Source organism: Micromonospora sp. CCTCC AA 2012012 (genome assembly GCF_040499845.1).
Taxonomy (GTDB): domain Bacteria; phylum Actinomycetota; class Actinomycetes; order Mycobacteriales; family Micromonosporaceae; genus Micromonospora; species Micromonospora mangrovi.
The window spans coordinates 4,460,926-4,479,933 of sequence record NZ_CP159342.1 but is presented as its reverse complement, the minus strand read 5'-3'; the positions used below and the strand labels follow the sequence as shown (position 1 = coordinate 4,479,933).

Sequence of the window (19,008 nt, the reverse complement as noted above, 5' to 3'; positions counted from 1 at the left end):
CGCCCTGCCGTGGAATGGGGGTGCTCACGTCGCGGCCCTGCCGGCGGCGGGGCCACGCCCCGGGCGACCGGCCGGCCGGCGCCGCTGAAGCTGGATCACCCGGCCATCCTGCCAGGCCGCCGCCGCACCCACCGACCGCTTTACCGCCGGACGACCGGCCTCACCGGTCCGGCCGCGAACCCCTCCGGCTCGGGCCGGCCGGTTGTCGTACACGTGTCCTAATGTGCGGGCATGACCGATCCCCTCGCCGCCGAGGTGCGCCGCCTGCGCGTCGTGGAGCAGCTCTCCGTCCGCGACATCCAGGCTCGGACCGGCCTCGGGCGAAATCGCCTCCAGGGTCTGCTGAAAGGGGTTCCGGCGCCGGAGTGGACCCGTCGCCCCAACGCCAAGGACGGGTCACGTGCCGAGGCGGTGGCACTCCGCGCCGAAGGTTGGTCGGTCACCGACATCGCGGAGCGGCTGGGCGTGAGCAGATCGACGGCCTACCAGTGGGTGAAGCACCTGCCGCTCGATCCGGCATCGGAACGGGTGCGGAAACGCCGGGCCGAGGCGGCCGCGCTGCGCAGGATCAAGGTCGACGAACGGCGGGAACAGCGTCTGTCGGCGGAGTCGGAGGCGCGTCGGCGAGCCGCCGTCTGGGCTGGCTGCGCCGGCCCGCGCGAGATCCTCCTGATCGGTGCGGCGCTCTACTGGTGCGAGGGCACCAAGAGCAAGCCGGAGAACCGGCGGTACGACCTCGTCTTCACCAACAGCGACATCCGGTTGGTGGAGCTGTTCGTCCGGTTCGTCGAGGCGAACGGGCGTTCCCGGCAGGAGCTCCGGTACCGGGTGAGCATCCACGAGAACGCCGACGCCGAGGCGGCCGGGCGATGGTGGGCGGAGCAGTTGGGGATCGGCGTGGAGACCCTGCAGAGCCCGACGCTCAAGCGACACAATCCGCGGACGACGCGACTCAACACCGGGGACGACTACCGGGGATGCCTGGTGGTACGGGTTCCCAGGGCCCGAGCGCTGTATCTGTGGATCGAGGGGGTGATGGACGGCCTGAGCAAGGCGACGGGCGTCCCGGAGTGAATCTCGTGGCAGGCTTCGACAGGCGCTAAGCTGGCGGGCGTTGCAGTCGGCCGTGGTGTAATTGGCAACACCCGGGTCTTTGGTACCCGTGTTTCAGGTTCGAACCCTGGCGGCCGAGCAGTTTCCGGTGCGGGCGTCCATGTCGGGGTATTCAGCGGCCTGCCTGTTGAGCTGGTTAGCATGGCCGCGAGACTGTCGCCGTACCGACGGGAGCCACGTCGTGCCCCAGCCCCACCTCCGCACCGTTGTCGTGCTCGCCGCCGGTGAGGGCAAGCGGATGAAGTCGGCCCTGCCCAAGGTGCTGCACCCGCTGCTCGGTCGTACCCTCGTCGGTCACGTGCTGGCCGCCGCCGCGCCGCTGCGTGCGGACCGCACCGTGGTCGTCGTCGGGCACGGTGCCGACCAGGTCCGGGCCCACCTGGCCGAGGTCGCCCCGGAGGCGACGCCGGTGCTCCAGGCCCAGCAGCTCGGCACCGGGCACGCGGTCCGGATCGCGTTGGAGGCCGTGCCGGACGCCACCGGCACCGTCGTCGTGATCAACGGGGATGTGCCGCTGCTGCGTGCGGAGACCGTCGCCGCGCTGGTCGAGGCGCACGAGGGCGCGGGCGCTGCGGCCACCGTGCTGGCCGCCGAGGTGCCGGACCCGACCGGCCTGGGCCGGATCGTGCGGGACGCCGACGGTCGGCTGGCGCAGATCGTCGAGGAGCGGGACGCGACGCCGGAGCAGCGGGCGCTGCGGGAGATCAACGCGGGCATCTACGCGTTCGACGTGGCGCGGCTGCGCGACGGGCTGGGCAAGCTCTCCACCGACAACGACCAGGGCGAGGAATACCTCACCGACGTCTTCGGCCTGCTCCGCGACGCCGGCGAGCCGGTGGCCGTGCACGTCGCCGCGGACCACGTCGAGACGCTGGGCTGCAACGACCGGGTCGAGCTGGCGGCGCTGCGCGGGCTGCTGCGCGACCGGGTCAACGCCGGTTGGATGCGCAGCGGGGTGAGCATCCTCGACCCGCACACCACCTGGATCGACGTGACGGTGACCGTCGAGCGGGATGCGGTGGTCGACCAGAACACCCAGCTGCGGGGTGCGAGCGTGGTCGGGGCCGGCGCGGTGGTCGGGCCGGACGTGACGTTGATCGACACGACGGTGGGCGCGGGCGCGACGGTGCTGCGCAGCCACGCGGTGAGCGCCGAGGTGGGCGCGGGCGCCAGCGTCGGCCCGTACGCGTACCTGCGGCCGGCGGCGCGGCTGGCCGAGAAGTCGAAGGTCGGCACGTTCGTCGAGGTGAAGAACTCGGAGCTGGGTGCGGGCGCGAAGGTGCCGCACCTGACGTACGTGGGTGACGCGACGATCGGGGCGAAGGCGAACATCGGCGCGGCGACGATCTTCGTGAACTACGACGGGGTGAACAAGCACCGCACCGTGGTCGGTGAGGGGGCGTTCGTCGGCTGCGACACCAGCCTCATCGCACCGGTCGAGGTGGGCGACGGTGCCTACGTCGCGGCGGGCAGCGCGATCGCGCAGGACGTGCCGCCGGGCGCGCTGGGGGTGACCCGGGCGCCGCAGCGCAACATCGACGGCTGGGTGGCGCGTAAGCGTCCGGGGACGGTTTCCGCGGCCGCCGCCGAGCGGGCCCGGCAGGCGGCGGAGGATGCGTCGGGCGGGGCCGCCGCCGCAAGGGAAGGTGAGCGAATCCACGAGGGTGGCCGGAGCGTGGGTGGACCGTCGGGCGCGGGGGATACTGCAACCGAATAGTCCCCGGCTCCACCGCCGCCGGGAACCACCGACCAACGGGAGCAGACGGGCCCATGGGCAGCATCGTCGCCGAAAACCGCAAGAGCCTGATGCTCTTCTCCGGACGTGGCTTTCCGGAGCTGGCCAAGGAGATCGGTGAGGTGCTCGGCGTGGCACCGACGCCGGCCGACGCGTACGAGTTCGCCAACGGCGAGATCTTCGTACGGTTCAAGGATTCGGTGCGTGGTTCGGACGCCTTCGTGGTGCAGTCCGTGACGCACGGGGTCAACACCTGGGTCATGGAGACCCTGATCATGATCGACGCGCTGAAGCGGGGTTCCGCCAAGCGGATCACCGTGGTGCTGCCGTTCTACCCGTACGCCCGGCAGGACAAGAAGCACCGCGGCCGGGAGCCGATCTCGGCCCGGCTGGTGGCCGACCTGCTGAAGACCGCGGGCGCGAACCGGATCCTCACGGTGGACCTGCACACCGCGCAGATCCAGGGCTTCTTCGACGGCCCGGTGGACCACCTCTTCGCGATGGACGTGCTGGCCGAGTACGTGGAGCGCCGGTACGCGGGCCGGCCGATGACCGTGGTCGCGCCGGACTCGGGCCGAGTGCGGGTGGCGGAGCGGTGGACGGACCGGATGGGTGGCTGCCCGCTGGCGTTCATCCACAAGACCCGGGACCCGATGAAGCCGAACCAGGTGGTGGCGAACCGCGTGGTGGGTGAGGTCGAGGGTCGGGTCTGCCTGATCGTCGACGACATGATCGACACCGGTGGCACGATCACCAAGGCCGCCGACATCCTCAAGGAGTCGGGCGCGGCGGAGATCGTGGTGGCGTCGACCCACGCGCTGCTGTCGGACCCGGCGACCGAGCGGTTGAAGAACAGCCCGATCAGCGAGGTCGTGGTGACCAACACGCTGCCGCTGCCGCCCGAGAAGCAGCTCGACAAGCTCACCGTGCTGTCGATCGCGCCGCTGCTCGCCCGGGCCATCCGCGAGGTCTTCGACGACGGGTCGGTGACCACGCTCTTCGGTGGCCTGAGCTGACCTTCCGCGCCGTGCGCGGCACCGTCCCCGTCGGCCTGCGGGCCGGCGGGGACGGTGATAAGGGGACTGCCGGAAAGCTCGGAATTCCCTCGGGTAGACTGGTGCGGTTGCCACGGCGAGGGTGCCCGGCGGGCCGCTGAAAAGCACCGCACGGGGCACCGTGATCGACGCGGTGCTCCGGGCAGTCGTTCATGACGCTTGAGCCCCAGCGAGCCCCTCGCCCCAGCACCGCCAGTCGACAAGCCGCCGCAGCGAAAAGCATCAGGAGTTTCCCCGTGTCCGAGGTAAAGATCAGCGCCGAGCCCCGTACCGAGTTCGGCAAGGGTGGTGCCCGTCGTACCCGCCGGGCCGGCAAGGTGCCCGCCGTGCTGTACGGCCACGGCGAGAAGCCGAAGCACATCGCGCTCCCGGCGCGGGAGTTCGCCGCCGCCATCCGTAAGGGTGGCGCCAACCAGCTCTTCGCGATCGAGGTGAGCGACGGCACCCAGGTGCTGGCGCTGCCGAAGGCGATCCAGCGTGACCCGATCAAGGACAGCTTCGAGCACGTCGACCTGCTGCTGGTCCGCCGTGGCGAGAAGGTCACGGTCGAGGTGCCGGTGCAGCTGACCGGTGACGCCGCCAAGGACACCCTGATCGTGCACGACCACGACACCCTCTCGGTGACCGCCGACGCCACCAAGGTGCCGGACCACCTGGAGGCGTCGATCGAGGGCATGGAGGCCGGCACCCAGGTCACCGCCGCCGACGTGGAGCTGCCGTCCGGCGTCGAGCTGGCCGCCGACCCGGAGCTCGCGGTCGCGTCGGTCACCGCCGCGCCGACCGCCGAGCAGCTCGAGGCCACCCTCCCCGAGGTCGAGACGGCCGACGAGGAGGCCGAGGCCGGTGTCGGCGAGGAGACCGCCGAGGGCGCCGAGGGTGCCGAGGCCGGCGAGCCCGCCACCGCCGGTGGCGAGGAGAGCGCCGAGGCCAAGACCGAGGCCTGATCGCCTCCGCAAGCTGTGCGACAGGCGCTCCCGGTTTCCGGGGGCGCCTGTCGGCGTATCGGGACGGCCGCCGGGTGGCGGCGGCGCGGGAGGGGCGAGGCGTGACGGACGAGGCGGGGCCGTGGCTGGTGGTCGGCCTGGGCAACCCGGGTCGGGAGTACGCCGGTAACCGGCACAACGTCGGTTTCATGGTGGCGGAGCTGCTCGCCGATCGGGTGGGCGGCAGGTTCGGCCGGCACAAGCGGGCCGTGGCGGAGGTCGCCGAGGGGCGGCTCGGCTTCGGTGGCCCGAAGCTGGTGCTGGTGAAGCCGCTGACGTACATGAACCTCTCCGGTGGGCCGGTCGCCGGACTGGCGCAGTTCCACAAGATCCCGCCGGAGCGGGTGATCGCGGTCCACGACGAGCTGGACATCCCGTACGGGCAGGTGCGCTGCAAGCGCGACGGCGGCGAGGGCGGACACAACGGCCTGCGGTCGATGTCGAAGTCGTTGGGCACGAAGGACTACGTCCGGGTGCGGTTCGGCATCGGCCGGCCGCCGGGGCGGCAGGACCCGGCGGACTACGTGCTGTCGGACTTCTCCGCCGCGGAACGCAAGGAGTTGGACTTCCTGGTCGACCGCGCGGCGGACGTGGTCGAGTCGGTGGTCACCCGTGGGGTGGAGCCGACCCAGAACCTCTACCACGGCGGGTGAGCCGGGCGGGGCGTCCGGAAACCGGGCTTCCCGGCCGGTAGTCTGCGCCTCTCTGACCGGGCCGGCGACGGCGAGCGACGGGAGCGGAAGAACATGGGCAGTCCTCCGATGATCGACGGCGCGTTCGCCCGCTGGCTGGCGGCGCGGGCCGGTCAGGCGCTGATGAGCCTGCGTGCGGAGATGGGCTTCGCCGACCCGGGGGCGCTGAGGTCGGCCGGTGACAAGGTCTCGCACGACCTGATCCGTACGGAGCTGGCGAAGTGGCGGCCGGCGGACGCGGTGCTCTCCGAGGAGGACGAGGGCTCCCGGCTGGCCTGGACGGCGGAGGTGACGGCCGAGGCGGTGCCGCGGCTGGGCGCCGACCGGGTGTGGATCATCGACCCGTTGGACGGCACCCGGGAGTTCGCCGAGGAGGGGCGCTCGGACTGGGCGGTGCACGTGGCGCTCTGGTCGCGTACCGCGCCGACGCCGCACGGTCTGACCGCGGGCGCGGTGGGGCTGCCGGCGCAGCACCGGGTGCTGGGCACCGACTACCCACCGGCGTACCCGCCGATGACGGTGGAGGCGGCCACGTCGGCCGGTACGCGAACCATCCGGTTGGCGGCCAGTCGTAGCCGTCCGCCGGTTTTCCTGACCGATCTGGCGCAGGATGTCGGCGCTCATCTGGTGCCGATGGGCTCGGCGGGCGCGAAGATCGCCGCTGTGGTCACCGGTGAGGTCGACGCGTACATCCACGCCGGCGGTCAGTACGAGTGGGATTCCGCCGCTCCGGTCGCTGTGGCGACGGCCACCGGACTGCACGCTTCCCGGATCGACGGTTCTGCGCTGAAATACAACGAGGCCGACCCTCGACTGCCGGATCTGCTGGTCTGCCGCAAGGATCTCGCCAGTCGGTTGCTTGCAGCGTTGCAGCGGCACAACGGGTAACCTGAGCAGTCTTCTTCACGAGTCCGACCGGAAAGGTCTGGAATCCCATGAGCGGATCCGAGCGAATCGAGCCCGTGTCATGACCGCGTCCGCCGCATACCAGGTGTCCCACCTCGACGCGCTCGAGGCGGAGAGCATCTTCGTGATGCGCGAGGTGGTCGCCGAGATGGAGCGGCCCGTGCTGCTCTTCTCCGGCGGCAAGGACTCGATCGTGATGTTGCGCCTGGCGCAGAAGGCCTTCGCGCCGGCCAACATCCCCTTCCCGGTGATGCACGTGGACACCGGCCACAACTTCCCCGAGGTCCTGGAGTACCGGGACCAGCGGGTGGCCGAGCTGGGGCTCCAGCTGATCGTGGCGAGCGTGCCGGAGGCGTTGGCGAAGGGGATGGTCCGCGAGGCCGCCGACGGCACCCGGAACCGGATCCAGACGCCGGTGCTGCTCGAGGCGGTGGAGAAGCACCGCTTCGACGCGCTCTTCGGTGGCGCCCGCCGCGACGAGGAGAAGGCCCGGGCCAAGGAGCGGGTGTTCAGCTTCCGCGACGAGTTCGGCCAGTGGGACCCGAAGAACCAGCGCCCGGAGCTGTGGTCGCTCTACAACGGGCGGCACCACCCGGGCGAGTCGATCCGGGTCTTCCCGCTCTCCAACTGGACCGAGCTGGACGTCTGGCACTACATCGCGCGGGAGCGCATCCCGCTGCCCTCGATCTACTACGCGCACGAGCGTGAGGTGATCGAGCGGGACGGCATGTTCTACGCGGTGAACGAGTTCTTCCGCCCCCGGGCGGGCGAGGAGCGGTTCAAGGCCCAGGTGCGGTACCGCACCGTGGGTGACGCCTCCTGCACCGCGGCGGTCCGCTCGGACGCCGACACGGTGGAGAAGGTGATCGAGGAGGTGGCCGCGACGCGGATCACCGAGCGCGGCGCGACCCGCGGTGACGACCGGGTCAGCGAGGCCGCCATGGAGGACCGCAAGCGGGAGGGCTACTTCTGATGAGTGTCGACATCGAGGCGCCGGCCGCCGACTCCGGGCTGCCCGAGGGGCGGCCGATGGACCTGCTGCGGTTCGCCACCGCGGGAAGCGTGGACGACGGCAAGTCGACCCTGATCGGCCGGCTGCTGTACGACACCAAGTCGCTCTTCACCGACCAGCTCGCCGCCGTCGAGGCGGTCAGCGCGGCCCGGGGCGACGAGTACACCAACCTGGCGCTGCTCACCGACGGCCTGCGCGCCGAGCGGGAGCAGGGCATCACCATCGACGTGGCGTACCGCTACTTCGCCACGCCGCGGCGGAAGTTCATCATCGCCGACACCCCCGGGCACACCCAGTACACCCGGAACATGGTCACCGGCGCGTCGACCGCCGACCTGGCGCTGATCCTGGTGGACGCCCGCAAGGGCCTGGTGGAGCAGTCCCGCCGGCACGCGTTCCTCTGCTCGCTGCTGCGGGTGCCGCACCTGGTCCTCTGCGTCAACAAGATGGACCTGGTCGACTGGTCGCAGGAGGTGTTCGAGCGGATCGCGGACGAGTTCACGGCGTTCGCCGCCAAGCTCGACGTGCCGGACCTGACCGTGGTGCCGATCTCCGCGCTGCAGGGCGACAACATCGTCACCCGTTCGGAGAACATGCCCTGGTACGAGGGCCCGTCGCTGCTGCACCACCTGGAGCGGGTGCACATCGCGTCCGACCGCAACCTGGTCGACGTCCGCTTCCCGGTGCAGTACGTGATCCGGCCGCAGTCCACCACCGTCACCGACTACCGGGGTTACGCCGGTCAGGTGGCCTCCGGCGTGCTGAAGGCCGGGGACGAGGTGATGGTGCTGCCGTCCGGCTTCACCAGCCGGATCGCCTCGGTGGAGACCGCCGACGGCCCGGTCGACGAGGCGTTCCCGCCGATGTCGGTGACGGTCCGGCTGACCGACGAGATCGACATCTCGCGCGGCGACATGATCTGCCGGCCGAACAACGCCCCGTCGGTGGCGCAGGACATCGAGGCGATGGTCTGCTGGATGGACGAGACCCGTCCGCTCCAGGTCGGCGGCCGGTACGCGATCAAGCACACCACCCGGTCGGCGCGGGCGATCGTGCGCGGCCTGCACTACCGGCTGGACGTCAACTCGCTGCACCGGGACGAGTCGGCGGCCGAGCTGAAGCTCAACGAGATCGGCCGCGTCCGCCTGCGCACCACGGTGCCCCTGCTCGCGGACGAGTACCGCCGCAACCGCACCACCGGCGGTTTCGTCATCATCGACGAGACCACCAACCGCACGGTGGCCGCCGGCATGATCGTCGAAGCCGACTGACCGCATCCTTCTCCACCGCAGCACGCGAATTCACGGAAAGAGTGGCCATCCCGGCTCGGATGGCCACTCTTTCCGTGTAACAGGGGTGCCGGAGGTCGCTCAGTCGAGGCGGTGGGCGCCGGGGGCGGGGGTGACCGTGGTGGTGCGGGGGGTGGTGAAGTTGCGGGCGGCGTACGCGGCGGTGACGGCCTGCGCCACGGCGTCGGCGGTGGACGCGTCGACCAGGGCGAGGACGCAGCCGCCGAAGCCGCCCCCGGTCATCCGGGCCCCGTACGCCCCGGCGGTCAGGGCCGCCTCGACGGCGGTGTCGATCTCGGGCACGGTGATCTCGAAGTCGTCCCGCATGGAGGCGTGCGAGGCGGTCAGCAGTGGCCCGATGTCGCGTACCCGGCCGGCGCGCAGCAGCGCGACGGTGTCGAGCACCCGCTGGTCCTCGGTGACCACGTGCCGGACCCGGCGGCGGGTCTCGTCGTCGTCGAGCCGGGCCAGCGCGGCGTCCAGGCCGTCGGTGGGGACGTCCCGCAGGGCGGGCACCCCGAGCTGCTCGGCGGCCCGCTCGCAGGACTTCCGGCGGGAGGCGTACTCGCCGTCGGCGTGCCGGTGCGGTGCGCGGCTGTCGATCACCAGCACGGCCAGCCCGGCGGCGGCCAGGTCGAACGGGATGTGGTCGACCTCCTCGCTGCGGCAGTCCAGGAAGAGTGCGTGCCCGTCCCGGCAACGGATCACCGCCGACTGGTCCATGATCCCGGTGGGCGCGCCGACGTAGTCGTTCTCGGCGCGCTGGGCGAGCCGGGGCCACCGGTCGGTGGGCAGGTCCAGGCCGCCCAGGTCGACCAGCGCGGCGAGCACCGCCGCCTCGATGGCCGCCGAGGAGGAGAGCCCCGAGCCGACCGGCACGTCGGAGGCGATGGCGAGCCGGGCGCCCGGCACGGCGTGCCCGGCGGCGCGCAGCGCCCAGACCACCCCGGCCACGTACGCCACCCAGCCGGTGACCCGGCCCGGCTCGTCGGCCTCGGCGGCGCCGAACTCGATCGGCTCCTCGGAGAGCTCCGACCAGACGGTCCACCGCTCGCCGTCCTGCGGCGCGGCGGCCACCACCGTGCCGAGTGGGAGCGCGAAGGGGAGCACGAAACCGTCGTTGTAGTCGGTGTGCTCGCCGATCAGGTTGGCCCGGCCGGGAGCCGCCCAGCGGCCCGCCGGCTCCGCCCCGTACCGCTGCCGGAAGCCGGCGGTGGCGCGGGCCGCGACGGCCTCCAGCGGCGTGCCGGGCTCGGTCACCGCTGCTCCAGCACGTGCGCGCGGTAGAACGCCCAGGCGTCGCCGATCATGTCCTGGAGGGTCGGCTTCGCCGGCACCCAGCCCAGCTCCTCGCGGGCCAGTGCGGAGGAGGCGACCAGTTCGGCCGGGTCGCCCTCGCGGCGGGGGGCCACCTCGACCGGCACCGGGTGGCCGGTGACCTCGCGGACCGCCTCGACCACCTGACGGTTGGTGAAGCCGTTGCCGTTGCCGAGGTTGTAGATCCGGTGTCGACCGGGCACCGCGGCGGTCAGCGCCAGCAGGTGGGCCCTCGCCAGGTCCTCGACGTGGATGTAGTCGCGGACGCAGGTGCCGTCGACGGTGGGGTAGTCGTCGCCGAAGAGCTGGAGCTTCTCCCGCTTGCCGGCTGCCACCTGGAGGGCGATCGGGATCAGGTGCGTCTCCGGGTCGTGCCGCTCGCCGATGGCGTGGCCGCCGTGCTGGTACGCCCCGGCGACGTTGAAGTAGCGCAGCGAGACGGCGGCCAGGTCGTGGGCGATCGCCTCGGAGGTGAGCGCCATGTCGACGGCCAGCTTGGTGGCCCCGTAGGTGCTGGTGGGGGCCTTGACGGCGGTCTCCGGGATGGGCAGCTCGACGGGGTTGCCGTAGACGGCGGCGGTGGAGGAGAAGACCAACCGGGGCACCCGGGCGGCGCGGACCGCGTCGATCAGGGCGAGCGAGCCGATGGTGTTGGTGTGCCAGTACAGCTCCGGCTTGACCATCGACTCGCCGGCGGCGATCAGCGCGGCGAAGTGCAGCACGCCCTCGAAGCCGGCGTCCGGGGTGAGCACCCGGGCGGCCTCGTGGATCGGCAGGTCGACGTGGGTCGCCTCGGGGGCGAGGGCCTCGCGGTGCCCGGTCCGCAGGTCGTCCAGGACCGTCACGTCGTGGCCGTTGTCGAGCAGCATCCGGGTCACCACGCTGCCGATGTAGCCGGCGCCGCCGGTGACGAGCAGTTTCACGTCGGGTTCCTCCTGCCTGGCCGCGTCCCGTCGCAGCCGCTCGTGATCACCCTACGGCGGGGACCGGTGCGCACGCTCTCCGCTGGTATTCCACCACGATCCGCCACGATTGAACAGATCTGAACATCGGCGGGGTGGTGGGGCCGAGGCTGTCTACCATCCTTGTCATGCGGGAAGCAGGCGCTTCCGGACCGCGACGACGACCGCCGGGACGGCCGCGACGCGAACCCGGCCCGGTCGCCCGGACCGTCGCCCGGCTCGTGGTCCGCGCGGCGGACGGGGCCACCAGACTCGTCACCGACCTGCTCGGGGCCAGCCCCACCGCCGGCCGGGAGCAGATCAGTGAGGCCGAGCTGCGGGACCTGGTCGCCGCGAACACCGTCCTCGACCCGGACGAGCGGCGGATCATCGACGAGGTGCTGGTGGCCGGCGCGAGCCTGGTCCGCGAGGTGATGATGCCGCGCACCGAGGTCGTCTTCCTCTCCGCCCGGCTCACCATCGCCGAGGCGGAACGCCTCGTCCGGGCCGAGACGCACACCCGCTACCCGGTGGTCGACGGCACCCACGACGACGTGGTCGGCTTCGTCCACCTGCGGGACATGCTGCTGCGTCCCGACCGCGACCCGTGCACCACCGTCGGGGAGCTGACCCGCGAGGTCAAGCAGCTGCCGGGCAGCAAGCGGGTGCTCGCCGCGCTCACCGAGATGCGCCGCGAGGGGCACCACCTCGCCGTGGTGGTCGACGAGTACGGCGGCACCGCCGGCATCGTCACCTGCGAGGACCTGATCGAGGAACTGGTCGGGGAGATCCACGACGAGTACGACCCGACGGCCGAGCCGGCCCACACCGGCCTGCCCGCCGTCGTCGACGGCCGGCTCAACCTCGCCGACTTCGCCGAACGCACCGGCGTACCGCTGCCCGCCGGACCGTACGAGACGGTCGGCGGGTTCGTGATGGCCGCCCTGGGCCGGCTCCCCGTCGCCGGTGACGAGGTGCCGGTGACCCCCGGCCCGGAAGACGCGCGCGGACCCGACCCGGCGGACCCGCCCGGCGGCTGGCTGCTGCGGGTGCTGGCGCTGGACGGCCGGCGGGTGTCCCGGCTCGCGGTCTCCGCGGCACGCCTGCCGGAACAGCGGCGCGAGGTCACCGCCCCGGCGGTGCCGGCGGAGACCCGACGCGCCGGCCCGTCATGACGTACGCCGTGCCTTGCTGACAGAATTGCCGGCATGTCCGACGTACCCGCCCGCCCCCGCGTCTTCTCCGGCATCCAGCCGACGGCCGACTCGTTCCACCTCGGCAACTACCTCGGCGCGGTACGACACTGGGTGGCCCTGCAGGACACCCACGACGCGTTCTACTGCGTGGTGGACCTGCACGCGATCACCGCGGGACACGACCCGAAGGTGCTCAGGCAGCGGACCCGGGTCGCCGCGGCCCAGCTCTTCGCGGTCGGCCTCGACCCGGAGCGCAGCACGCTCTTCGTCCAGTCGCAGGTGCCGGAGCACCCGCAGCTGGCCTGGGTGCTCGGTTGCATCACCGGCTTCGGCGAGGCCAGCCGGATGACCCAGTTCAAGGACAAGTCGCAGAAGCAGGGCAGCGAGCGGGCCAGCGTCGGCCTCTTCACGTACCCGATCCTGCAGGCCGCGGACATCCTGCTCTACCAGGCGCACGCGGTCCCGGTCGGTGAGGACCAGCGGCAGCACCTGGAGCTCTCCCGCGACCTGGCGCAGCGGTTCAACTCGCTCTTCGGGCCCACCTTCACGGTCCCGTCGCCGCACATCGTCAAGGACACCGCGAAGATCACCGATCTGCAGGACCCGACGGCCAAGATGTCGAAGTCGTCCTCCTCGCCGGCCGGCATCATCGACCTGCTGGAGGACCCGGCCCGCTCGGCCAAGAAGATCCGCTCGGCGGTCACCGACACCGGCCGCGACATCCTCTTCGACGCCGAGGGCAAGCCGGGCGTCTCCAACCTGCTCACCATCTATTCCGCGCTCTCCGGGCGGAGCATCGACGACCTGGTGGCCGCCTACGCGGGCAAGGGCTACGGCGACCTGAAGAAGGACCTCGCCGAGGTGGTGCGGGACTTCGTCACCCCGATCCAGGAACGCACCCGCGGCTATCTGGACGACCCGGCCCAGCTGGACAAGCTGCTCGCGCACGGTGCGGAGAAGGCTCGCGCGGTCGCGGCGGAGACGCTCCGGACGGCGTACGAGCGGGTCGGGTTCTTCCCGCCGGTCCGCGCCGAGTAGCGGACCGGGCGCGACGGGTACGGGTGGGGACGCAGTCGGTGGCCGGAGGGGTGGCGCGGAGCGTGGATCACAGGGACGGGGAGCCGGCGGCCGGCGACACCATCCAGATCGGGATCGCGGTGGACATCCCCGAGCCGTGGGGCGGCATCCTCACCCGCCGCCGGGTCGAGGCCGGCGACCCGCAGGTGGTCCCGGCCCACGTCACCCTGCTCGGGCCCACCGAGATCCCGGTGGCGGCGCTGCCGGCCGTCGAGACGCACCTCGCCGCGGTGGCCGCCACGCACCTGCCGTTCACCCTGCACCTGCGGGGCACCGGCACCTTCCGGCCGGTGACCCAGGTGGTCTTCGTGACCGTCGCGGCCGGGATCAGCGAGTGCGAGCTGCTGGCCGGCGCGATCCGGGCCGCGCCCGAACTGCACCGGGAGACCCGCTTCCCCTACCACCCGCACGTGACGGTGGCCCAGGACGTCGCGCCGGAGGCGCTGGACCGGGCGTACGAGGACCTGGCCGACTTCTCGGCGCTCTTCGAGGTCGAGGCGTTCACCCTCTTCTCGCACAGCGGGCAGGCCCGGTGGCAGCCGCGCCGCGACTTCCGCCTCGGCGGCTGAGCTGAGCACCCGGCCGGGCTGCCCGCGCGCCGCCGACGGATCGGCGAGGATGACGTGGTGAACGTGATCGGCCGGATCGAGGCCGGGCTGGGGCGTCGGATCGACGCGGTACGGGACCGCTCGGCGGCCTTCGACCACGTGTGGCGGGCCGGCACGCTCTACACCGACGTGCTGGCCGGCCGGCTCGCCGCGGCCATCGCCTACTACGGCTTCTTCGCGGTCTTCGCGCTCGCCCTGGTCGCGTACTGGATCTTCGGGGCGATCCTGCAGGACAACGACGAGGTCAGCGCCGCCGCCGCCAACTTCCTCGAGGAGAACCTGCCGTTCCTCGACCCGCAGCAGATCGCCCAGAGCAGCAACACCGTCGGGGTGATCGGCCTGGTCATCCTGGTCTTCACCGGGATCGGCTGGGTGGAGGCGATCCGCTCCTCGCAGCGCCTGATGTACGGGCTCAACCAGCAGCCCGGCAACCTGATCATCCGCCGCCTGGTCGACCTGGGCGTGCTGGTGGCGGTCTTCGTGATGCTCGGCATCTCGGTGGCGGCCGTCGACGCGCTGGAGTCGGTGCTGCGCTACCTGCTGAAGAGCACCGGATCGGTCGGGCTGACCACGATCAGCGCGGTGCTCAGTGTCCTGGTCAACGCGGTGCTGGCGACCGCGCTGCTGGTGGCGGTGCCCCGGCTGCGGATGAGCCGCCGACGGCTGCGGCCGGTGGTGCTGCTGGTCGCCGTCGGGATCACCCTGTTGAACACGGTCGGCCGCTACTACGTGGTACGCACCGAGCGGAACCCCGCGTACACCGTGGTGGCGACCGCGGTGGGGCTGCTGCTCTATCTCTATCTGCTCAACCAGCTGGTGCTCTTCGGCGCCGCCCTGGCGGCCACCAGCCGGGCCGGTCGGGTGGTGGACCTGGCCGAGGGGGGCGCGGCGGCGGAGGTGGACGTGGAGGCCGACGAGATCGACCCGGAGACCGATCCGGGTGCGCCGGGAGGGGCGGGCTGAGGTGCGGATCCGGATCGACCAGTCCTCCCCGGTGCCGCCGTACGAGCAGGTGCGGGGGCAGCTCGCCGGCATGATCGGGGACGGTCGGCTGCCGGTCGGCACCCGGCTGCCCGCCGTCCGGCAGCTCGCCGGCGACCTCGGGCTGGCGGTGAACACGGTGGCCCGCGCGTACCGGGAGCTGGAAACGGCCGGGCTGGTGGAGACCCGGGGCCGGCACGGGACCGTGGTGGCTCCCGGCCGCGACGACGCGACGGACCGGTTGCAGCGGGCGGCGGCGGAGTACGCCGCCGAGGCGGTCCGGCTGGGGGTACCCCGGGACCGCGCGCTGGCCCTCGTCCGCGCCGCCCTCGACGCCACCCACCCCGCCTGACACCCCGCCCCACCTCGGGCCGCGCCCCCTCCGCGGCCGCGCACTTTCCCGGAAAGAGGGGCTTTCCGGCGTGCCGAGGCCACTCTTTCCCTGAACTGGTGCGGATCTTGGCGGGTGCGCCCCACGTCAACGCCGGGGGCGGCGATGATGGGCCGATGGGGGCACTCGTGACGCTGGACCTGCCGGACGACTCGCCGATGCTCGGCCTGCCGTGGATCATCACCTTCGGGCCGCTCGGTGACGCCGACGAGTGGGAACCGGTGGTCTGCGGGCCGTACGAGCGACCGCACGCGCTCGCCCTGGCCGAGGCGGTGGTGGCCGAGGAGCAGTTGATGGCGGTGGTCGAGCCGCTGCTGCCGGCGCTGTCGGCCGAGGAGATCCGGGGCGAGATCGCCGCCGCGCAGATCGCCGCCGAGGACGAGGCCGCCCGGACCGACGAGGCGGACCTCTACGGCGACTTCGAGGACGTGATCGACGAGGAGCTGGAGCTGGCCGCCGAGCGGGAGCCGGCCCCCGAGCCGTTGACCGCGCCGAGCGAGACGGAGCTGCGGGCCGGCTTCACCCGGATCGCCAAGCTGCTGACCAGCCGGGGCGACTGACCGGCCCCAGATGGACGCCGGCGCCCCGGGAAGCGGACTCCCCGAGGCGCCGGCGCCACCTCACCCCCCACCACAAGGGGTCGGTAGCCCAGTCGCCCGTCGGCGCGGGGCACAACGGACGACCAGGTCAATGGCGGGTTACCCGGCTCAGCGCCGTTCGAACCACGCAGCTGCGTCCACCGGCAGGACGTGTCCGTCGCCCCGCTCGGTGAGGTCGGCGCTGGCCACGACCGGCTGGCCGTAGCCGTCGATCGTCACCTCCGCGCCGCTGAGGTTGACCACGCAGGTCAGCACGGCCGGGCCGGCCGCGCGGCTGAAGGCCAGCACGCCGGGCTCGGTCTCCAGCCAGACCACGCCACCGGCGGTGCCGGCCAGCGCGGGGTGCTCGTGCCGGATCCGCAGGGCCGCCCGGTAGAGCTCCAGCGTCGAGCCGGGCACGCCGGTCTGGGCGGCCACCGAGAGGGCCCGCCAGGTCGCGGGGGCAGGCAGCCAGCTCAGCTCGCTGCCGGCCGGACCGAAGCCGTACGGGGCCAGCTCACCGCTCCACGGGATCGGCACCCGGCAGCCGTCCCGGCTCTCGCCGGTCCGCAGGAAGGCCGGGTCCTGGCGCAGCTCGTCGGGGATGTCCAGCACCTCGGGCAGGCCCAGCTCCTCGCCCTGGTAGACGTAGGCGCAGCCGGGCAGGGAGAGCATCAGCAGGGCGGCGGCCCGGGCCCGGCGCAGGCCGACCTCGCCGTCGCCGTAGCGGGTGACGTGACGCTGCCGGTCGTGGTTGGAGAGCACCCAGGTGGTCGGGGCGCCGACGATGGTCGACTCGGCCAGCGCGGTGTCGATCACCTTGCGGAACGAGTCGGCCGACCAGGTGGCGTCGAGGAAGTCGAAGCTGAACGCCTGGTGCAGCTCGTCCGGGCCGATGTAGCGGGCGAGTCGCTGCGGGGTCTCCGCCCACGCCTCGGCGACCGCCATCCGGCCACCCGGGTAGCTGTCCAGGATGGGCCGCCAGGCGCGGTAGATGTCGTGCACCTCGTCCTGGTCGAAGTACGGCAGCCGGCCCTTGCCCAGCAGCTCGGACTGGCGCTGGCCGGTGGTCATCGAGTTGAAGCCGACGTCCGGCAGCCCCTCGGCCTTGATCATGCCGTGGGCCACGTCGATCCGGAATCCGTCCACGCCCCGGTCGAGCCAGAAGCGCAGCACGTCCTCGAACTCGGCGCGGACCTCGGGGTGCCGCCAGTTCAGGTCCGGCTGGGCCGGGTCGAACAGGTGCAGGTACCACTGGCCGTCCGGCACCCGGGTCCAGGCGGGGCCGCCGAAGATGCTCTCCCAGTCGTTCGGGGGCAGCTCGCCCTGCTCGCCCTTGCCGTCGGCGAAGAGGTAGCGCTCGCGTTCCGGGGAGCCGGGCGCGGCGGCGAGGGCGGCGGTGAACCAGGGGTGCGCGCTGGAGGTGTGGTTGGGCACCAGGTCGACGATGATCCGCAGGCCCAGGGCGTGCGCGTCGGTGATCATCGCGTCGAAGTCGGTGAGCGTGCCGAAGAGCGGGTCGACGTCGCGGTAGTCGGAGACGTCGTAGCCGGCGTCGACCTGCGGCGAGGTGTAGAAGGGGGTCAACCAGAGCGCGTCCACCCCGAGTTCCCGCAGGTACGGCAGCCGCTCCCGGATGCCCGGGATGTCACCGACACCGTCGCCGTTGGCGTCGGCGAAGCTGCGGACATAGACCTGGTAGACGACCGCGGAGCGCCACCAGTCGTCGTCGGAGGTCAGCGGGGCGGGGGTGGTGGCGGAGGTCATCGGTGTCGAACCCCGTTCTCTGGCGCGGGACGGCGGCACGCCGCGCGGGGGTGGGTGGTGGGCGCGGGTGTCAGAGCAGGATGCCGCCCGAGCGCTGCAAGAGTCAAGCATTCCTTGCGCAAGAAATGACGGCAATCACCCGCCGGCCAGCGCGTCGTCACCCGCCGCGCTGTCCCACTGGTCAGGACGCGCGCTGCGGGCGGGGACGACTCAGGCCGGTACGGCGAGGGTGGGAGTGGCCGGGCGCTGCCGGGCCGGGCCGGTGGCGGGCGCCGCCGGGGCGTCCGGCTGCCGGATGACGGCGGTCGAGCCGCGCACCACCAGCTCCGGACGGAACAGGTACTCCGAGTGCGGGGCGGCGTGCCCGTTGATCTCGTCGACCAGCGCCCGGACGGCGGCCACCGCCATCGCCGTGACCGGCTGGCGCATGGTGGTCAGCGGCGGGTCGGTGAAGGCCATCAGCGGGGAGTCGTCGTAACCGACCACGGAGATGTCCGCCGGTACGGCGAGCCCGCGCTGCCGGGCCGCCCGGATCGCGCCGAGGGCCATCAGGTCGGAGCCGCAGACGATGCCGGTCACGCCGCGCTCGATCAGCCGGCCGGCGGCGGCCTCGCCGCCCTCGACGCCGAAGAGGGAGAGCTCGGCCAGGTCGTCCAGCTCGCTCTCCGGCACGCCGGCCAGCCGCGGTACGGCGGCCCGGAAGCCCGCCACCCGGCGCTGCACCGGCACGAACCGGTCCGGGCCGGTGATCAGGCCGATCCGCCGGTGCCCGAGCGCGACCAGGTGGGCGACGGCCAGCTCGGTGGCCTCCCGGTCGTCGCAGGAGACGAAGGGGGCGGGGATGCCGGGGGCGTACCCGTTGATCATGACCACGGGCAGCGGGCGGGCGATCAGCGCCCGGTAGCGGTCGTGGTTGGCCGCGGTGTCGGCGTGCAGCCCGGAGACGAAGACGATGCCGGAGACCTGCCGGTCCAGCAGCATCTCGACGTACTCGTCCTCGGTGACCCCGCCGGGGGTCTGGGTGCACAGCACCGGCGTGAAGCCGCTCTGCGCCAGGGTCGACTCGATGACCTGGGCGAACGCCGGGAAGATCGGGTTGTCGAGTTCCGGCACCACCAGGCCGACCAGACCCGCGCTGCGCTTGCGCAGCCGGGCGGGGCGCTCGTAGCCGAGCACATCGAGGGCGGTCAGGACGGCTTGCCGGGTCTCGGGGGCCACTCCGGGGCGGTCGTTGAGCACCCGCGACACCGTGGCCTCGCTGACTTCGGCCTGTTGGGCGATGTCGGACAGTCGAGCGCGCATGGCGGCACTTTAGCTCAAGGGCAAGTTCTTGCGTACACTTCTGCAAGCCCTTCCATTCTCTGCAA

18 protein-coding genes and 1 tRNA gene are annotated in these 19,008 nt (G+C 72.4%); 15 read left to right on the top strand and 4 right to left on the bottom strand.

Annotation, left to right across the window (positions count from 1 at the left end; translation table 11 throughout):
* The first annotated feature begins 273 nt into the window (after positions 1 to 273).
* The 9 genes from ABUL08_RS19690 to cysN all read left to right on the top strand — a co-directional run bounded on the left by ABUL08_RS19690 (position 274) and on the right by cysN (position 8,767).
* A complete protein-coding gene (locus ABUL08_RS19690; protein WP_350931390.1) occupies positions 274 to 1,074 on the top strand; it encodes a helix-turn-helix domain-containing protein in 801 nt (266 codons plus the stop codon).
* 46 nt (positions 1,075 to 1,120) lie between these two features.
* A tRNA-Gln gene (locus ABUL08_RS19685) sits at positions 1,121 to 1,192 on the top strand.
* Positions 1,193 to 1,294: 102 nt separating this feature from the next.
* Positions 1,295 to 2,830, top strand: coding sequence for a bifunctional UDP-N-acetylglucosamine diphosphorylase/glucosamine-1-phosphate N-acetyltransferase GlmU (gene glmU / locus ABUL08_RS19680; RefSeq protein WP_350931389.1), 1,536 nt, complete (start codon positions 1,295 to 1,297; stop codon positions 2,828 to 2,830).
* 53 nt (positions 2,831 to 2,883) lie between these two features.
* Positions 2,884 to 3,864, top strand: coding sequence for a ribose-phosphate diphosphokinase (locus tag ABUL08_RS19675; RefSeq protein WP_350931388.1), 981 nt, complete (start codon positions 2,884 to 2,886; stop codon positions 3,862 to 3,864).
* Between the two features lie 275 nt (positions 3,865 to 4,139).
* Entirely contained in the window at positions 4,140 to 4,847 is a 708-nt protein-coding gene (locus ABUL08_RS19670) for a 50S ribosomal protein L25/general stress protein Ctc (RefSeq protein ID WP_350931387.1), read from the top strand.
* Between the two features lie 101 nt (positions 4,848 to 4,948).
* Positions 4,949 to 5,539 carry an aminoacyl-tRNA hydrolase gene (gene pth, locus ABUL08_RS19665; protein ID WP_350931385.1) on the top strand — a complete coding sequence of 197 codons (591 nt, stop codon included), beginning with the start codon at positions 4,949 to 4,951 and terminating at the stop codon, positions 5,537 to 5,539.
* Positions 5,540 to 5,632: 93 nt separating this feature from the next.
* Positions 5,633 to 6,466: an inositol monophosphatase family protein gene (locus ABUL08_RS19660; RefSeq protein WP_350931384.1), complete on the top strand. Its 834-nt coding sequence runs from the start codon at positions 5,633 to 5,635 to the stop codon at positions 6,464 to 6,466.
* 79 nt (positions 6,467 to 6,545) lie between these two features.
* The gene (gene cysD / locus ABUL08_RS19655; RefSeq protein WP_242796660.1) at positions 6,546 to 7,457 is read left to right on the top strand and encodes a sulfate adenylyltransferase subunit CysD; all 912 of its coding nucleotides are present in this window, start codon (positions 6,546 to 6,548) and stop codon (positions 7,455 to 7,457) included.
* Positions 7,457 to 8,767, top strand: a complete 1,311-nt coding sequence (gene cysN / locus ABUL08_RS19650; RefSeq protein ID WP_350931383.1) for a sulfate adenylyltransferase subunit CysN — start codon at positions 7,457 to 7,459, stop codon at positions 8,765 to 8,767. Before cysD ends, cysN begins: the two co-directional genes overlap by 1 nt.
* A 99-nt stretch (positions 8,768 to 8,866) precedes the next feature.
* On the opposite strand, the gene galK is transcribed toward cysN, so the two are convergent.
* Together galK and galE are read right to left on the bottom strand one after the other, a co-directional pair.
* Positions 8,867 to 10,045 carry a galactokinase gene (gene galK / locus ABUL08_RS19645; protein WP_350931382.1) on the bottom strand — a complete coding sequence of 393 codons (1,179 nt, stop codon included), beginning with the start codon at positions 10,043 to 10,045 and terminating at the stop codon, positions 8,867 to 8,869.
* Complete coding sequence (gene galE / locus ABUL08_RS19640; RefSeq protein WP_350931381.1) at positions 10,042 to 11,025, bottom strand: UDP-glucose 4-epimerase GalE; 984 nt, start codon at positions 11,023 to 11,025, stop codon at positions 10,042 to 10,044. The genes galK and galE overlap by 4 nt, the downstream gene beginning before the upstream one ends.
* A 167-nt stretch (positions 11,026 to 11,192) precedes the next feature.
* On the opposite strand from galE, the gene ABUL08_RS19635 reads away from it, so the two are divergent.
* From ABUL08_RS19635 to ABUL08_RS19610, 6 genes are all read left to right on the top strand, one after another.
* Complete coding sequence (locus ABUL08_RS19635; RefSeq protein WP_350931380.1) at positions 11,193 to 12,218, top strand: hemolysin family protein; 1,026 nt, start codon at positions 11,193 to 11,195, stop codon at positions 12,216 to 12,218.
* 33 nt (positions 12,219 to 12,251) lie between these two features.
* Complete coding sequence (trpS, locus tag ABUL08_RS19630; RefSeq protein WP_350931379.1) at positions 12,252 to 13,277, top strand: tryptophan--tRNA ligase; 1,026 nt, start codon at positions 12,252 to 12,254, stop codon at positions 13,275 to 13,277.
* Between the two features lie 23 nt (positions 13,278 to 13,300).
* Positions 13,301 to 13,885: a 2'-5' RNA ligase family protein gene (locus ABUL08_RS19625; protein ID WP_350931378.1), complete on the top strand. Its 585-nt coding sequence runs from the start codon at positions 13,301 to 13,303 to the stop codon at positions 13,883 to 13,885.
* 57 nt (positions 13,886 to 13,942) lie between these two features.
* A complete protein-coding gene (locus ABUL08_RS19620; protein ID WP_350931377.1) occupies positions 13,943 to 14,887 on the top strand; it encodes a YihY/virulence factor BrkB family protein in 945 nt (314 codons plus the stop codon).
* A 1-nt stretch (position 14,888) separates the two neighbouring features.
* Positions 14,889 to 15,257 (top strand): GntR family transcriptional regulator, encoded by a 369-nt coding sequence (locus ABUL08_RS19615; protein WP_350931376.1) that lies wholly within the window; start codon positions 14,889 to 14,891, stop codon positions 15,255 to 15,257.
* 155 nt (positions 15,258 to 15,412) lie between these two features.
* On the top strand, positions 15,413 to 15,856 hold the full coding sequence (locus ABUL08_RS19610) for a hypothetical protein (protein ID WP_350931375.1): 444 nt from the start codon (positions 15,413 to 15,415) through the stop codon (positions 15,854 to 15,856).
* A 147-nt stretch (positions 15,857 to 16,003) separates the two neighbouring features.
* Here ABUL08_RS19610 and ABUL08_RS19605 read toward each other — a convergent pair whose 3' ends face one another.
* A complete protein-coding gene (locus ABUL08_RS19605; RefSeq protein WP_350931374.1) occupies positions 16,004 to 17,641 on the bottom strand; it encodes a glycoside hydrolase family 13 protein in 1,638 nt (545 codons plus the stop codon).
* 210 nt (positions 17,642 to 17,851) lie between these two features.
* Entirely contained in the window at positions 17,852 to 18,943 is a 1,092-nt protein-coding gene (locus tag ABUL08_RS19600; RefSeq protein WP_350931373.1) for a LacI family DNA-binding transcriptional regulator, read from the bottom strand.
* Positions 18,944 to 19,008: the final 65 nt, after the last annotated feature.

Bases quoted from the DNA above. Each gene is read 5' to 3' on its own strand.
- ABUL08_RS19675 (WP_350931388.1), top strand. From the start codon at position 2,884: ATGGGCAGCATCGTCGCCGAAAACCGCAAGAGCCTGATGCTCTTCTCC.
- ABUL08_RS19660 (WP_350931384.1), top strand. From the start codon at position 5,633: ATGGGCAGTCCTCCGATGATCGACGGCGCGTTCGCCCGCTGGCTGGCG.
- cysD (WP_242796660.1), top strand. From the start codon at position 6,546: ATGACCGCGTCCGCCGCATACCAGGTGTCCCACCTCGACGCGCTCGAG.
- cysN (WP_350931383.1), top strand. From the start codon at position 7,457: ATGAGTGTCGACATCGAGGCGCCGGCCGCCGACTCCGGGCTGCCCGAG.
- ABUL08_RS19635 (WP_350931380.1), top strand. From the start codon at position 11,193: ATGCGGGAAGCAGGCGCTTCCGGACCGCGACGACGACCGCCGGGACGG.
- trpS (WP_350931379.1), top strand. From the start codon at position 12,252: ATGTCCGACGTACCCGCCCGCCCCCGCGTCTTCTCCGGCATCCAGCCG.
- ABUL08_RS19610 (WP_350931375.1), top strand. From the start codon at position 15,413: ATGGGGGCACTCGTGACGCTGGACCTGCCGGACGACTCGCCGATGCTC.
- ABUL08_RS19605 (WP_350931374.1), bottom strand. From the start codon at position 17,641: ATGACCTCCGCCACCACCCCCGCCCCGCTGACCTCCGACGACGACTGG.
- ABUL08_RS19600 (WP_350931373.1), bottom strand. From the start codon at position 18,943: ATGCGCGCTCGACTGTCCGACATCGCCCAACAGGCCGAAGTCAGCGAG.